14 protein-coding genes and 1 riboswitch are annotated in these 14,748 nt (G+C 72.6%); of the genes, 7 read left to right on the top strand and 7 right to left on the bottom strand.

All coding sequences use genetic code 11. The features are described from left to right. Nucleotides 1-2 precede the first annotated feature (2 nt). From AB0J66_RS01745 to AB0J66_RS01735, 3 genes are read left to right on the top strand one after another with little or no spacing between them, the layout of a single operon-like run. The gene (locus AB0J66_RS01745) at nt 3-2,090 is read left to right on the top strand and encodes an iron ABC transporter permease (RefSeq protein WP_364654796.1); all 2,088 of its coding nucleotides are present in this window, start codon (nt 3-5) and stop codon (nt 2,088-2,090) included. A 9-nt stretch (nt 2,091-2,099) separates the two neighbouring features. After that, on the top strand, nt 2,100-2,726 hold the full coding sequence (locus tag AB0J66_RS01740) for a DUF4190 domain-containing protein (RefSeq protein WP_364654794.1): 627 nt from the start codon (nt 2,100-2,102) through the stop codon (nt 2,724-2,726). A gap of 32 nt (nt 2,727-2,758) precedes the next feature. Beyond that, a complete protein-coding gene (locus AB0J66_RS01735; protein ID WP_364654792.1) occupies nt 2,759-3,280 on the top strand; it encodes a DUF4262 domain-containing protein in 522 nt (173 codons plus the stop codon). A 1-nt stretch (nt 3,281) separates the two neighbouring features. Here the strand turns inward: AB0J66_RS01735 and AB0J66_RS01730 are convergent, their stop codons facing one another. Further along, complete coding sequence (locus tag AB0J66_RS01730; protein WP_364654791.1) at nt 3,282-3,857, bottom strand: Ltp family lipoprotein; 576 nt, start codon at nt 3,855-3,857, stop codon at nt 3,282-3,284. Between the two features lie 190 nt (nt 3,858-4,047). Beyond that, nucleotides 4,048-4,956 (bottom strand): endonuclease/exonuclease/phosphatase family protein, encoded by a 909-nt coding sequence (locus AB0J66_RS01725; protein ID WP_364654790.1) that lies wholly within the window; start codon nt 4,954-4,956, stop codon nt 4,048-4,050. A 69-nt stretch (nt 4,957-5,025) separates the two neighbouring features. On the opposite strand from AB0J66_RS01725, the gene AB0J66_RS01720 reads away from it, so the two are divergent. From AB0J66_RS01720 to AB0J66_RS01710, 3 genes are all read left to right on the top strand, one after another. Beyond that, nucleotides 5,026-6,999 (top strand): ATP-binding protein, encoded by a 1,974-nt coding sequence (locus tag AB0J66_RS01720; RefSeq protein WP_364654788.1) that lies wholly within the window; start codon nt 5,026-5,028, stop codon nt 6,997-6,999. Between the two features lie 15 nt (nt 7,000-7,014). Continuing rightward, complete coding sequence (locus AB0J66_RS01715) at nt 7,015-8,370, top strand: tryptophan 7-halogenase (protein WP_364654787.1); 1,356 nt, start codon at nt 7,015-7,017, stop codon at nt 8,368-8,370. Nucleotides 8,371-8,462: 92 nt separating this feature from the next. Then, entirely contained in the window at nt 8,463-10,859 is a 2,397-nt protein-coding gene (locus tag AB0J66_RS01710; RefSeq protein WP_364654785.1) for a M64 family metallopeptidase, read from the top strand. A gap of 36 nt (nt 10,860-10,895) precedes the next feature. Here AB0J66_RS01710 and AB0J66_RS01705 read toward each other — a convergent pair whose 3' ends face one another. From AB0J66_RS01705 to AB0J66_RS01695, 3 genes are all read right to left on the bottom strand, one after another. Continuing rightward, nucleotides 10,896-11,300 (bottom strand): GNAT family N-acetyltransferase, encoded by a 405-nt coding sequence (locus tag AB0J66_RS01705; protein WP_364654783.1) that lies wholly within the window; start codon nt 11,298-11,300, stop codon nt 10,896-10,898. 23 nt (nt 11,301-11,323) lie between these two features. Next, on the bottom strand, nt 11,324-12,373 hold the full coding sequence (locus AB0J66_RS01700) for an adenosine deaminase (RefSeq protein WP_364654781.1): 1,050 nt from the start codon (nt 12,371-12,373) through the stop codon (nt 11,324-11,326). A 9-nt stretch (nt 12,374-12,382) separates the two neighbouring features. Next, a riboswitch (S-adenosyl-L-homocysteine riboswitch) is annotated at nt 12,383-12,458 on the bottom strand. Between the two features lie 63 nt (nt 12,459-12,521). Further along, nucleotides 12,522-13,670, bottom strand: coding sequence for a VCBS repeat-containing protein (locus AB0J66_RS01695; protein WP_364654779.1), 1,149 nt, complete (start codon nt 13,668-13,670; stop codon nt 12,522-12,524). A 104-nt stretch (nt 13,671-13,774) separates the two neighbouring features. Between AB0J66_RS01695 and AB0J66_RS01690 the strand changes: the two genes are divergently transcribed. Next, entirely contained in the window at nt 13,775-14,074 is a 300-nt protein-coding gene (locus AB0J66_RS01690; protein WP_364654778.1) for a hypothetical protein, read from the top strand. Here AB0J66_RS01690 and AB0J66_RS01685 read toward each other — a convergent pair. Together AB0J66_RS01685 and AB0J66_RS01680 are read right to left on the bottom strand one after the other, a co-directional pair. Then, the gene (locus AB0J66_RS01685; RefSeq protein WP_364654776.1) at nt 14,062-14,259 is read right to left on the bottom strand and encodes a hypothetical protein; all 198 of its coding nucleotides are present in this window, start codon (nt 14,257-14,259) and stop codon (nt 14,062-14,064) included. The genes AB0J66_RS01690 and AB0J66_RS01685 overlap by 13 nt on opposite strands. Further along, the gene (locus AB0J66_RS01680; RefSeq protein ID WP_364654774.1) at nt 14,256-14,522 is read right to left on the bottom strand and encodes a hypothetical protein; all 267 of its coding nucleotides are present in this window, start codon (nt 14,520-14,522) and stop codon (nt 14,256-14,258) included. Before AB0J66_RS01680 ends, AB0J66_RS01685 begins: the two co-directional genes overlap by 4 nt. Nucleotides 14,523-14,748 lie beyond the last annotated feature (226 nt).

The raw sequence follows: 14,748 nt of genomic DNA, 5'->3' as shown, positions 1-14,748 counted from the left end.
TGATGAGCAGCGCGACTCTGGTCCGAGAGACCACCAGCACTCCCCGGCGGGTCGTCGGCGTGGTAGCCGTCTTCGTCACCGGGGTCGTGCTGCTCGCCGTGCTGGCCGCGGTGCACCTCACGCAAGGCACCGCCAGCTTGGGCCTCGGCGAGTTGCTGAAAGCCCTCAACCCGTGGGCCACCGGCAACGACGAGGCGGTGGCGGTGCTCGTGGCCAGCCGCCTCCCCCGGCTCGGCGCGGCCCTGCTCGTCGGGCTCGCGGTCGGCATCGCCGGCGCGGTCCTGCAGTCGGTGGCCCGCAACCCCCTGGCCGCCCCGGACACGCTCGCGGTCAATGCGGGCGCCTATGTCGCGGTGGTGGCCGTGGCCGCGTTCGGCATCGCGGTGCCGTTCGCGGTCGGCGGGCTGGTCGCGTTCGCCGGCGGCGTGATCGCCTCCGGCGTCGTCCTGCTCGTCTCCCGCGGCGGCGCGGCCGGCCCGACCCGTCTCGTGCTCGCCGGTTCGGCCGTCGCGCTGGCCCTCAACGCCCTCACCTCCGTACTGCTGCTGCTCTTCCAGCAGAACACCGTCGGCCTGTTCGCCTGGGGCAGCGGCACGACCGTCCAGTCCGGCAGCGAGAACGTCAAGCTGGCGGCGCCCATCGTGGCCGTCGGCGTGCTGGCCACCCTGCTGATGGCCCACCGCCTCGACGTGCTCGGCCTGGGCGACGACTCGGCCCGCGTGCTCGGCGTCGACGTCCGCCGCACCCGTGTCCTCGCGGTCGTCGCGGCCGTGCTGCTCGCCTCGATCTCGATCACGGTGGCCGGCCCGATCGGCTTCGTCGGCCTGTGCGCCCCGGTGATCGCCCGGCTGACCGCCCGGCGCGTCCCCGGTCTGGGCCGGCACGTCCTGCTGCTGCCCTTCGCCGGCCTGGCCGGGGCGCTGATCGTGGTCGCCGCCGACGTGCTGCTGCGCCTGGTCCTACCGGCCGACGTGGCCATCTCGGTGCCCACCGGCATCGTCACCACCCTGGCCGGCGCGGTCGTGCTGGTCTGGCTGGCCCGGCGCCTGCGCGACGGCGGCCCGGCGGCCGTCCCGGCCCGCGGCGCGCACGGCTCGGTCCACTCCGGGGTCTGGGTCATCGGCGTCACCGTCGTGCTGGTGGTCCTGCTCGTCGCCGCCTTCATCGCCGCCCTGCTGCTCGGCGACCGCATGGTCCTGCTCGGCGACGTGATGAACTGGCTCAGCGGCCACGCCGGGCGGCAGGTCGGCTTCGTGCTCGACCAGCGCTGGCCCCGCGTGCTGGCCGCCCTGCTCGGCGGCGCGGCCCTCGCCCTGGCCGGCGCGATCGTGCAGGCCGTCTGCCGCAACCCGCTGGCCGAGCCCAGCCTGCTCGGCGTCACCCCCGGGGCCAGCGTCGGCGCGGTCGCGGTGGTCCTGCTCCTGCCCGGCATCGGCGCCTGGCCGGTGATGGGCGTGGCCACGCTCTTCGCCCTCGGCACGTTCGCCCTGGTCTACTGGCTCGCCGCCGCCCGTGGGCTCGCCTCCGACCGGATCGTCCTGGTCGGCGTGGGCGTCAGCGCGGCCGCCACCGCCATCACCACCCTGGTCGTCGTGGTCGTCTCCCCCTGGAACGTCAGCGTCGCCCTGACCTGGCTCGCCGGCTCCACCTACGGCCGCAGCATCGGCCAGGTCATGCCCGTCCTGCTGGTCCTGCTGGTGGCGCTGCCACTCACGCTGGCCGCCGGCCGTACGCTCGATCTGGTCGCCCTCGACGAGGACGTGCCCCGCCTGCTCGGCGTGCCGCTCAACCGCTCCCGGCTCGGCCTGCTCACCGTGGCCGCGGTGCTGACCGCGGCGGCGGCCACGGCGGTCGGCGCGCTCGGCTTCGTCGGCCTGGTCGCCCCGCACGCGGCCCGCGCCCTGGTCGGCTCGCGCAGCGCCCGCGCCGTCCCGGTCGCCGTCGGCTTGGGCGCCCTGCTGGTCAGCGTGGCCGACACCATCGGGCGTACGGTCATCGCCCCCTCCCAGCTCGCGGCGGGCCTCGTGACCGCCCTGATCGGCGCCCCGTACTTCGTCTACCTGCTGTGGCGCAGCCGCCCGGTCGGCTAAGGTGCGCCGGTGGATCATCACCGGCCTCAATGGAACGGCAAGACCAACGGCTTCTCCATCGCCGCCCTGACCCTGTCGTTCTTCGGCTGCGCCGGCCTGGTCAGCATCGCCCTGGGCATCGTGGGGCTGACCCAGAGCCGGCGCAACGGCGACAAGCGGGGCAAGGTCTTCGCCATCGCCGCCCTGTCGATCTGCGGCCTCTGGATCGCCGCCCTGGCCGTCGCCATCGGCGTCGCCGTGGCCCGCGACGCCGCCGACGGACCCGACCGCGACCAGGCGGGCGTCCTGCGCGGCGAACGCTCCCTGTCCCTGCGCGAGCTGCGCCCGGGCGACTGCGTCAAGGACCTCGCCCACGAGTCCGGCGACTACCTCGACGCGCTGCCCTGCACCCAGGCCCACAGCAGCGAGTTCTACGCCACCTTCGACCTGCCCGCCGGCACCACCGACAAGGAGAAGGCCGGCGACGCCGGCTGCGAGCAGAGATTTCAGACGTACGCGGGAACGAAGCGCCCCGCCGGCGCGAAGTACATCCTGTTCACCGCCCGCCTGGACGAGATCGGCGAAACCGGCGACCCCGGCGTCCTCTGCTTCGCCCACCAGATCACCGGCACCACCACGGGCTCCCTCCGGCGCTGAGCGGGCAACGGCGGTCGAATATCCTCGTCACCGTGTACGAAGCCTCACGGATCTGCCGCTGCGTCATCTGCCACGACCACGGCGATCGCGACGACTACGACGAGACCGACCGCGGCGTCATCGACAACGTCGGCACGTTCGGCTGGAGCGTCACCGGCGTCCCCGCCGACGAGCACGGCCCCGGCTGGTCCTACACGATCGGCCGCTGGCACAGCAGCGGCGGCCCCGAGCTGGCCATGTTCGGCCTGGACCTGCGCACCATGCAGTCCTGCCTGAACACCCTCGGCAAACGCGACAACCTGGCCGACGGCCAATCCCACGACGACGTCGTCAACGGCTATCCCCTACACCTGCGAGCCGTCGACGAGTCCTGGTACAAGGCCTTCTTCGGCCAGGCCCTCTGGTTCTACCGCCAGCCACCCCTCCCGATCCTCGAGGTGGTCTGGCCCGACCGCAACGGCGCCTTCCCCTGGGACACCGGCGACCTGGCCCAGCCCCACCTCTGGCTCGCCCCCAGCGACCACCCCCAGGGCGTCTGGACCCAGGACGTCTGACCTACAGCCCGGCCTTCTTGGCCCCGTAGGTGGCCTGGGCAGTGGTGAAGCCCTCGAACTTGAGCTGCGAGATCAGCCCCGACCGCGAGAACGAGCCGGTCTCCAGGTAGTCGGCCGCCTTCTCCACAGCGTTCTCCTGGGCGGCGGTCAGGTCGCTGGCCGGCTCGGGGGTCGGCTCCGCAACAGGCTCGGTGGCCGCCTCCGCGACGGGCTCGGTGGTGGCCCCGGTGGTGGCCTCGGTGGTGGCCTCGGTCGTCGGCTGACCCGCGTCGCCGAGGCTGCCCTTGTACTCGCCGCACACGGCGGTGTCCCAGAGCGCCGGGTCGTAGGCGCGCGTGCCGGCGGTCATGTCGATGCACACCTGGATCTTGGCGAGCGCTTCCCGAGTGGCGTTGCTCGTCGGCGAGGCCACCGCAACGGGCGCCGGGGCGGGGGTGTCGTCGCCTCCGCCGGCCGCGACGCCGATGATGACCAGCCCGGCGAGAACGCCACCACCGATCAGGCCAGCTTTCTTGCCCCGGCTCATCTTCTTCGCCGGGCCGACGGCGGGAGCGGGGACGAACTCGGGTGTCGACATCGATGCTCTCCTTCATGACCGGCTTCTCAACCGCAGTCGACACGATCTGACGGACCGGAAAGGGGGCTGCCGAGTACGGCGGAGCGGAGCCAGCGAGGGTTGAAGCCGCGCTCAACGTGGTTGCGGCGTTTGTAGACCGCCGGGGCGAACGCTGGTGATCAGCACCGTGGCGTTCCTCCCGCGCGAGGGCTCAAGGCAGGCGCAGGCGGACCTGGACGGGGAGGTGGTCGCTGGGGTACTGGGGGCCGGTGCGGTAGAGGTTGATCAGGGCGGCCGAGACGGTGACGCCCGGGGTGGTGAGGATCCAGTCGATGCGGGGGCCGTTCGGGACGAGGGGGCGGTAGGCGTGGAACGTGCCGTAGGGCGCGCTGTGCACTGAGGCAGTGATCCAGGTGTCGCGGTAGCCGGCCTGGGTGACCAGGAGGTCGTGGACGGGGCCGGCCGGCTGGGCGGGGGTGTTGAAGTCGCCGGTCAGGATGATCGGCAGCGGTGGGTCGAGGGCGGCCAGCCGGGCGCGGATGAGGGTTGCGGCGCGGCGGCGGGCGTGTTCACTCAGGTTGTCCAGGTGGGTGTTCACGGCGTAGAAGCGTTTGCCGGTGGCGCGGTCGAGGAACCGGGCCCAGGTGACCATGCGGACCGCGAAGCCGCCCCAGGTTTCCGAGCCGGGGATCTCCGGGGTGTCGGAGAGCCAGAAATGGCCGTACGTCTGCGGGGTCAGCCGGTCCAGCCGGTAGAAGATGGCCATGGACTCGCCGCCGGGGCCGGCCTGGCGGGGCGTTCCGATGTAGTCGTAGTCGCCGCCCAGATCGTGCTTGATGTCGCGCAGCTGGGCGGCCAGTCCCTCCTGGGTGCCGATGAGGTCGGGCTGTTCGACCGTCAGCAGGGTGCGCATCACCGGCCGCCGGTCACGCCACGAGTTCGGCGACGCGGTGTCGGCGAAGCGGAGGTTGAACGTCATCACGTGCAGGTCCGTGGCGGCGGGCGGACCGGCCAGTTCTTCCATCGCCGAGGTCGCCGCCCGGGCCGGGACGCCGGTGGCGGCGACCACCGTGACCAGGATGAGCAGGGTGGAGAGCAGCGGCCGGACGGCAATCGCCATGGCGGAAGCATAGGGCCCGGTGTCAGGTGGGTGACGGCGCTGATGGCCGGTAGCGCACAGACTGGCCTGATGGCGCGGCTCGGCGATGTGGTCGAGGACGTGCGGTGGCGAGGCTTTGTGGGGCGGGCCGCGGAGGTGGCGGCGTTCGACGAGGCGCTCGCGGGCCGGACGTCGCGGCGGGTGCTGTTCGTGCACGGGCCGGGCGGGATCGGGAAGACGACGCTGCTGTTGCACTTGCGGGAGCGGGCGCGGCGGGCCGGGCGGCGGGTGGTGTTCGTCGACGGGCCGGAGGTGCGGCCGACGGCCGAGGACTTCGTGGGTGCCGTCGGCGGGGCCGAGCCGCAGGTGCTGCTCGTCGACGGGTATGAGCACCTGGCCGAGCTGGACGGCTGGCTGCGGCGCGATCTCGTGCCGGCCCTGCCCGCGGACGGGGTCGTGGTGCTGGCCGGGCGCGACCCACCCGCGGCGGCGTGGCGCTGTGACCCGGGGTGGCGCGCCGTCGTCGGCGTACATCCGCTGTCTGCTCTTGATCTGACGGCGAGCGCCGCGCTGCTGGCAAGGGCCGGCATCGAGGAATCGGACCGAGACAAGATCATCGGGCTGGCGCGGGGACACCCGCTGGCGCTGGCGTTGCTCGCCGATGTGGTGCTGGCCCACCGGGACGTGCCGGGCAGCCTGGCCGAGGCGCCCGACCTGATCTCGGCCCTGACCGCGTCGGTGATGCGGGACGCGCCGTCCGAGGCGCATCTGCTGGCGCTGGCGACGTGCGCCAAGGCGCAGGTGACGACCGAGGATCTCTTGCGGCGTACGGTCGGCGACGTCGCGCCGCAGGTATGGCAGTGGCTGCGGGACCGGCCGTTCGTCAGCGCCCGCCCGCAGGGACTGATCCTGCACGACCTGACCCGGGAGGTGCTCGACGCCGAGTTCGAGCGGCGCTCCCCCGACCGCTACCGGCAGCTGCACCGGGTCATCCACGACTATGCCGTCGCCGGTCTGCGGGCGGCGACCGGCGTTCACCGGCAACTGCTGGCCCAGCAGCTGGCCTATCTGCATCGGCGAGGACCGTTCAGTGCGCAGTTCCGGGCTGTACGGGCCCACGGCGCCCTCGCTCTCGTGCCGGCTCGCCCGGAGGAGCTGTCGGTGATCGCCGGGCAGATCGGGCGGCAGGCCGGGCCGGAGTCGGAGGCGCTGGCCCGCGAGTGGTTCGCGGCCCGGCCCGAGGGGGCGGGCAAGGTGGTGGGCGGCGACGGCTTCGCGTACCACCTGCTCGGCCCCTCGGGGCTGGCCCTGGAGGGGGACGATCCGGTGGTGCGGGCGATCCTGGGCCACGTCGGCCGGGTGGCGCCGCTGCGGCCGGGCGAGCAGGTCGACGTCGCGCGGTTCCTGCTGGGGGCGGACGGTTCGCAGAGCGACCGGAACGCGGTCTTCGCCGGCTCGGTGTCGTCGATCGTCGAGTGGTGCGGGCGGCCGCTGGCGTGGTCGTTCGTGGTCACTGTGGAGCCGGCGTTCTGGGGGCCGTTCTTCGACTATCTCGGCTTCCGCGAGGTGTTGTCCGTTCCGTGCGACGGGCGGGCGCACGTGGTCTACGGCAACGACTGGCGGCGTTTCCCGCTCGAGGCCTGGCTCGATCTGATGAACGAGCGGGAGCAGTACGGCGGGGCCGGCCCGCCGCCGGACGACATGACCCGGCCCGCGCCGCTCGGCCGGGAGCAGTTCGCCGCGGCCGTGCGGGTGGCGCTGCACCGGGCCGAGGGCAGCGCGCTGATCGGCACGGCGCTCGGCGGCGACGCGGCTGAGGTCCGGGCCGCGCTGGTGGCGGCGGTGGACGACCTTCGGGAGGAGCCGCGGGGGGACCGGCTGCGCGCGGTTCTCTACCGTACGTACGTCAAGCCCGCGGCTTCGCAGGAAGCCGCCGCCGAGGCGCTGGGGTTGCCCTTCAGCACCTATCGCCGTCACCTGGCCAAGGCGCTCGGCGTGCTGACCGAGCGGCTGTGGCGGGCCGAGACTGGGCAGCGATCGGCCTGGAAAGTGAGCAGTGGCTGACCGCACGCTGCGGGCATGGCGAAAATGACGATTCTGGGTGCGGGCCTGGGCGGCCTGAGCACCGCGATGATGCTGCGCGACGACGGGCACGACGTGACCGTCCTGGAACGGGATCCGGCCCCGCCGGACGCGACGCCGTGGGCGAGCTGGCAGCGGCCCGGCGTCAACCAGTTCCGGCTCCCGCACTTCCTGCTGCCCCGCTGGTGGGACGACTTGTCGGCCGAGCTGCCGGACGCCGCGGCGGAGGTGCTGGCGGCCGGCGGCGCCCGCTTCAGCGCGCTGCCTCCGCCGCTGAGCGCCGGCGCGCGTGAGGGTGACGAGCGGTTCGAGACGGTCACCGCCCGCCGGCCGGTTGTGGAGGCGGCCCTGGCCCGGGCCGCGGAGAGGTGCGGGGTCACCGTGCGCCGCGGGGTGCGGGCTTCGGGCGTACGCCTGGAAAGCGCGACCCGGGTGACCAGGGTGACCACCGACCGGGGCCCGGCCGAGGCCGACCTGGTGATCGACTGCTCGGGACGGCGCTCGGCGATGCCGGCGTGGCTCGCCGCGGCGGGCGGCCGGCGGATCGAGGAGGAGCGGGACGACGCCGGTTTCGTGTACTACTCGCGGCACTTCCGGGGGTCGCGGCCCGAGCTGCAGACGATGATCCAGCAGCAGTACGCGTCGATGTCGGTCCTCACCCTGCCCGCCGACGACGGCACCTGGAGCGTCGTGCTGATCACCAGCGCCCGCGACCACGCGCTGCGCCGCCTGCGTGATCCGGACGTGTGGACCGCCGTGCTGGCCCACTATCCGATGGCGGCGCCCTGGATCGACGCCGAACCGATCACGGGGATCGACGTGATGGCCGGGATCGAGGACCGGCTGCGGCACTATCCGGCCGATGCCGTGACCGGCATGGTGGCGCTGGGCGACGCCTGGGCCTGCACCAACCCGTCGCTGGGGCGCGGCGCCGCCTTCACCCTGATCCACGCCCGGGTGCTGCGTGACGTGCTGCGCGACACCGACCCGGCCGACCACGACAAGCTGGCCCGCCGGTTCCAGGAGGCCACGGCGCGCACGGTGCTGCCGCTCTACCGGGCCACCAACGGATTCGACAAGCACCGCCTGGCCGAGATCGACGGTGACATCTCGGGCGAGCCGTACCGGCCGGACGATCCGCGCTGGATCGGGGCCAAGGCCTTGTACGCGGCGGCGTTGCGCGACCCGGACCTGGCGCGGGCGTACCTGTCCGTCTCCTGCTTCCTGCAGACCCCGGACGAGGTGTTCGCCCGGCCCGGCGTGCGCGACCGGGTGCTGGCCCTCGGCGTCTCCGCGCCGCGATACCCATTGCCAGGCCCCGATCGGGCCGGGTTGCTCGGTCTCATCGGGTGATTTCGCTGTCTCGTATCTGCCACGACGCCGCCGCCCCTTCTCCGAAGCCGGATGCTGACCGGCATGTGACGCGCTAACGGCAGGGAGGAACCATGGCCGGCTGGAGTTACGACTTCTTTCCCACCCCGGGTCGGGCGATCTTCGACCCGGCGAGACAGCATGTGACCGCGGTGTCGCGGGCGCCGGGCAACCTCGATCTGTTCATCGTGGGGCTCGACAACCGCGTGTGGTCGACGTTCTGGAACGACCGCAGCGGCTGGGCGCCGGAGTGGTTCCCGCTGCCCGGCGCCGCGGTCTTCGACCACACGAAGCAGCAGGTGGCCGCGGTCTCCCGCGCCCCGGGCAACCTCGACCTGTTCATCGTGGGTTTCGACAACCGGGTGTGGTCGACGTTCTGGAACGCCCAGGGCGGCTGGTCGCGGGACTGGTTCCCGCTGCCCGGCGGGGCGGTCTTCGATCACAACCTGCAGCAGGTGGCCGCGGTGTCGCGGGCGCCGAACAACCTGGACCTGTTCATCGTCGGCTTCGACAACCGCGTCTGGTCGACCTTCTGGAACACCGGCGGCTGGTCGCGCGACTGGTTCCCGCTGCCCGGCGGCGCGGTTTTCGACCACACGAAGCAGCAGGTGGCGGCCGTGTCGCGGGCGCAGAACAATCTGGACCTGTTCATCGTCGGCTTCGACAACCGGGTCTGGTCCACGTTCTGGAACACCGGCGGCTGGTCGCGGGACTGGTTCCCGCTGCCCGGCGGGGCCGTCTTCGACCACAACCTGCAGCAGGTGGCCGCGGTCTCGCGCGCGCCGAACAACCTGGATCTCTTCATCGTCGGCTTCGACAACCGGGTCTGGTCCACGTTCTGGAACACCGGCGGCTGGTCGCGCGACTGGTTCCCGATCCCCGGCGGAGCCGTCTTCGACCACACCACCCAGCAGGTGGCGGCGGTCTCCCGGGCCGACAACAACCTCGACCTGTTCATCGTGGGCTTCGACAACCGCATCTGGTCGGCGTTCTGGAACCCGGCCGGCTGGTCGCGGGACTGGTTCCCGCTGCCCGGCCGGGCCGTGTTCGACCACGTCAAACAGCGGGTGGCCGCGGTCTCGCGGGCGGCGGAGAATCTCGACCTGTTCATCGTCGGGTTCGACAGCCGCGTCTGGACGACCTACTGGGGGCCGAACAACACCACGGTCACCCGGCTCATCGACAACGGGCGCGACGGGGCCAAGGTGACCATCGCCGTGGTCGGCGACGGCTTCTCCATCAACGACCAGTACGCGTTCAACGACGCCGTCGACCGCCTGTTCACCAACGGGATGTTCGGCAACGACTACTTCTCGGCCAACAAGCGCGCCTTCAACCTGATCCGGATCAACGTGATGTCCACCGCCTCGGGCGTCAGCACCAAGACGTACCTGCCCGACGGCAGCGTCAAGGAACAGGTCAACCGGGACACGTTCTTCGGCGCCATCTACAGCGGCGACTGGGCCCACTGCTGGCTGGAGGACGGCCCGCAGACCGCCCGTCGGCTGTCCGATCTGATGGGGGCGATCGCGCCCGAGCGCCGGGTCACCGTGCTGCTGCTCAACAACCCCGGGCAGGGTGGCTGCGGCGGGGGCGGGCGCGCGACCATGCCGCTGGGCATCAGCTGGCCCACGGTCGCGCACGAGTTCGGCCACGCGCTGGGCGGCCTCGCCGACGAGTACCACGGCCGCAACGACCGCTACACCGGCGGCGAACCGGGCGAGCCCAACGCCACCATCAACACCAACCGGGCCACCCTCAAATGGCGCGGCTTCGTGGCCGCCTCCACCCCGCTGCCGACCGGCGGCGACGACTGGACGGCCGGGCCCAAACCGGCCGGCTGGAACGACAACCAGGGCGTCGGCCTGTTCGAGGGCGGCCGCAGCAACTTCGCCACCGGCGTCTACCGACCCGTGATCAACTGCCGCATGCGGACCAACAGCCCGGCGTTCTGCCCGGTCTGCAACGGTGCGATGCTCGCGCAGACCAACCCGTTCCTGCGCGTCTCTACCGAAGCGGAGGCTCGCGTGGATTCGTACGTCCGCATGGAGGTCCGCGTGCAGGGCGGCGAGATGACCATCCTGAACGCGCACGAGATCGAGGGCCCGTTCGTCGAGCCCGCCGTGGTCGCCAACGGCCTCGCCCACGAGGTCATGGTCAACGGCTCGCTGGTGGCGATCGGCTCGGCCCCGGACGCGATGGTGTCCCGCTCCTTCTCCGAGCCCGGCTACGGCCCACCGGAACACCACATCTACGACCTGGACACGTACGAGTTCGCCGTCCGCGTCCCCACGTCGTCCCTGCGCGGCGCCCGCGCCTCCGACGTGACCATCACGGTGGTCGACGTGCCCGCCCCCACCCCGGCCGAGGAGTTCACCCAGAACGCCGGCGCGCGTACGGCCCCGGTGGCATCGCTCAACCTGGGCGACACGGCCCTGCCGGACGCCCTGCGGGAGGTGCTGACCACGTAGGCCCGGCCCGGGCGTCCTGCGCGGCCGCCGTACGCCCTACGGCCGCAGCCGGACGAGGCCGGCCGAGGTCGGGCGGAAGCCGCACTTGTCGACGTAGAACCGCTCCAGGTGGGGCTCGTAGTCGACGTGCAGCCAGTCGCAGCCGGCGGCGCGGGCCTCAGTGGTGGCCGCCCCGACCAGGGCGGCGCCCAGGCCCCGATGCTGGTGGCCCGGGTGGACGGCGGTGTCCAGCAGGAAGGCGTGGCGGCCGCCGTCCCAGCAGACCTGGACGAAGCCGATCAGCGTGCCGCCGTCGAAGGCGCCGATCCAGGTGAGGGCGTGGCGGGCCAGGCGCTCGGCCCACGGCTGCACCGGGGCCGGGTCGCTGCCGAAGGCGAGCGCGTGCAGGGCGCTCAGCTCGCGATCGTCGACAGGGAATCGGGAGATCAGCTCGGTCGTCACCGGATGACGATAAAGGCCGTGGCCTACCCCCGTTGCGACGGCGTCGCGCTCTTGTACGCCCGAACGTAGCCGTCGATCTCGGCCAGCAGGGCGGCCCGGGCCGGATCGTCGAGGAAGGAGTACCGCACGCCCCGGCGCGCCAGATCCGCGACGCCCTGCTCGTCCAGGTCGAGCAGATCCGCCGCCACCTGGTACTCGCGATTCAGCGTGGTGGAGAACATCGGCGGGTCGTCGGAGTTGACGGTCACCGGCACCCCCGCGGCCACCAGTTGTGGCAGGGGGTGTTCGGCGAGCGAGGGCACCGAGCGGGTGCAGACGTTGGAAGTCGGGCACACCTCGAGCGCGATGTCGTGCTCGCGGAGATGGGCCATGAGCTCGGGGTCGCGGGCGGCGGCGATGCCGTGGCCGATCCGTTCCGCGCCGAGGTGGCGTACCGCCTCCCAGACGCTTTCGGGCCCCGTCGACTCCCCCGCGTGCGGCACGCTGCGCAGCCCGGCGGCCCGGGCGGCGGCGAAGTGACCGGCGTAGCGGGCCCGGGAGATTCCGGCCTCCGGGCCGCCCAGGCCGAAGCTGACCAGCCCTTCCGGACGGTGCTTGAGGGCCACCTCGAGGGTGATGTCGGCGCCGGTCATCGTGGGCTCGCCGGGGATGTCGAAGCACCAGCGCAGCTGGATGCCGTGGTCGCGGGCGGCCCGCCGCCGGGCGTCCTCCACCGCTTCGCAGTACGCTCCGGCCGGGATGCCGCGCGCGATCGACGAGTACGGGGTCAGGGTCAGCTCGGCGTACCGCACGGATTGGGCGGCGAGCCCGGCGCCGATGTCGTAGGTGAGCGTGGCCAGGTCGTCGGCGTCGCGGACCAGGTCCACGACCGACAGGTACACCTCGACGAAGTGGGCGAAGTCGGTGAACGTGAAGTACTCGGCCAGCAACGCCGGATCGGCCGGCACCGCCGTGGTCCCGGCGTGGCGCTCGGCCAGCCGCGCCACGGTCTGCGGGGTGGCGGAACCCACGTGGTGGACGTGCAGTTCCACCTTGGGCAAGCCGGCGATGAAGCCGGTCAGGTGCGATGTCATGGCGCCTCCCAACGGGAGGCGCCCTTGAGACTGTCGAGGGGCCGAGCGTGGCGGATGGTTATCCGTCGCAGCGCCTCTCGGCCCCTGTCGGCACGCTAACACGCGTGCGGCACCGGCGTACGCCCCGCCGGTGCCGCCACGAAACGGGTCAGCGCTGCTGCAGGATGGCGATCTTGGTGTAGGCGACGCTGACGATGTCGGGCTTGCCGTCGCCGGTGACGTCGCCGAGGGCGAGGGCGTCGGTCTGCCAGCCCGGGTTGTCGACGGTGTTGGTGGTGTAGGGGGCGAGGCGGCCGGTGGACTGCTGCCGGTAGGCGCTGACCGTGAGCCAGCTCGAGTGGGCCACGACCACGTCGTTGCGGCCGTCGCCGGTGAGGTCGCCGATGGCCAGGCCGGCCGGGATGTCGTACGCCGGGTAGGCCGTCGGGGTCGTGCCGAGGCCGCCGGCCTGCTGGGCGAAGACGTCGATCTCGGCCGTCGGCTGGTTGTCGGAGATGCTGACGACCAGGTCCGCCTTGCCGTCGCCGGTCACGTCGCCGACCGCGGCCCCGACCCCCGTACGGGCGTAGTTGTCGCTGTCGAGCGGCGGCTGGTACGCGGTGGCCGTCCCGTAGGCGCCGTTGGCCTGCCGCAGCCGCACCCAGGCGCCGCCGCCCCACGCCTGCGCGACGTCGAGCCGGCCGTCGGCGTTGAAGTCGGCCGCGAACACCTGGTCGGCCCGGGCCCAGGCCGGCACGGGCCCGGTGATGCTGGTCGCGGCGGGGAACGTCTTGGCCGCCGACTGCTGGTAGACCCGGATCTCCCCGTAGCCGGCGCTGGTCAGGACGTCCCGGCGCCCGTCGGCGTTCAGGTCGGCGATGGCCACGTCCTGCGCGGTGCCGGCCAGGAAGACCGGCGCCGCGAGCTTGCCGCCGCGCTGGTAGAAGACGTCCACGCCGTTCCCGCCGGCCAGGGCCACGTCCGTACGGCCGTCGCCGTCGAGATCGCCCGTGGCCAGCTTGACGTCCGACCAGGTGCCGTGCCCGCCCACCCGGGCCGGGGCGCCGTAGCTGCGGTCGGCCCGCTGGGCGTAGACCAGGACGGCGCTGAGCTGGGTGTTGTTCTCCGGCCCGGCCCCGACGACGATGTCCGGCCGCCCGTCCCCGGTCACGTCGGCGATCGCCACCGCGTTGTCCTGTGTCGTTCCCGTGCTCAGATACCGCGCGGGCAGGAACGTCCCGCTCGTCGCGGCCGATGCCACTCCCGGCACCAGGGCCACCGAAAGCCCCACCCCGGCCGCCATCAAGGCACGCCTCATCGCCATTCCCCCGTTCCGCCGTCCACGATGGACGGACGGCCGAGCGGTTCCCCGCGGTCGCGGCGGCCAAACCTAGACCCGCGGTCGCGGCGGCCCAACCTAGAATGGCGCCCGTGAACGAAGACCTGTTGCTGATCGCCGTCGTCGACATGGCGCCCGGGCATGCCGAGGAGGGCCGGGCGTACGAGGATGCGGTGCTGGCGCTGCTCGGCCGGCACGGCGGGGTGCTGGAGCGGCGCTTCTTCCAGCCCGACGGGGCGGCCGAGGTGCACGTGATCCGGTTCGCCGGCCGGGCCGGTTACGAGGCGTTCATGGCCGACCCGGAGCGGCTCGCCCTGCGGGAGCGGACGACCCCGCCGACGACCCGGGTGCTCGAGGTCTACGAAAACCTTCAGGAGGGCTGAGCCTCGCGGGCGACCCGGGCCGCGATGCGGGCGACCTCCTCGACGGTGATCGCGATGATCGGCTCGTCCGGGCCGCCGGCGGCCAGGCCGCGCTCCACGTGCGGGATGTGGAAGTCGGTGGCGACCCGCTGGTCGAGGGTCTCGTGCAGGCGGTCGGCGATCCGCTGGGCCAGGTCGGTCATCACGCGGCCAACGTTAGCCCAGCCTGCTCGGACGGCTCGTAGACGGTGACGACGACGCCGCGCGCCCAGCGCATCCGGGTGGCCGCGTTCTCGGGATAGTCGCCGTAGGCCGCGGCCAGCTCGGCCACACAGCCGCGCGTGCCACCACGGGCACGGACCGTACGGGCGATGGCGGCCTCCACAGCGCTGGGGGTGGGCTTCGTCCCGGCCGGAAGGTCGCTGGCGAACAGAGCGGCGGCGCGGGCGGCGAGCAACTGACTACGCATCTCGATCAACTCCGGTGAATATGTGGCCGGGTATTCAGAGTGGACCCCCGATGCCACGTCGCACCTCCGGCAAATTGCCTAGGGACCCGTCGAAAAGGCGACAGTGGCGCTTCCTTCAGAACGGCCGGCGGGGGCCCTCGGTTCACCGGGCGGGGACAATCTCTCAGGAGCGGCCGGTACGCCCGTGGCCGCGCTAGATTTTCGCCGTTGTGAGCGAGAAGCCGTT

The organism is Actinoplanes sp. NPDC049598 (assembly GCF_040675435.1).
Classification (GTDB): Bacteria; Actinomycetota; Actinomycetes; order Mycobacteriales; family Micromonosporaceae; genus Actinoplanes.
Note: the sequence above shows the minus strand (reverse complement) of the source record. Positions and strands in the feature narration are given on the sequence as shown.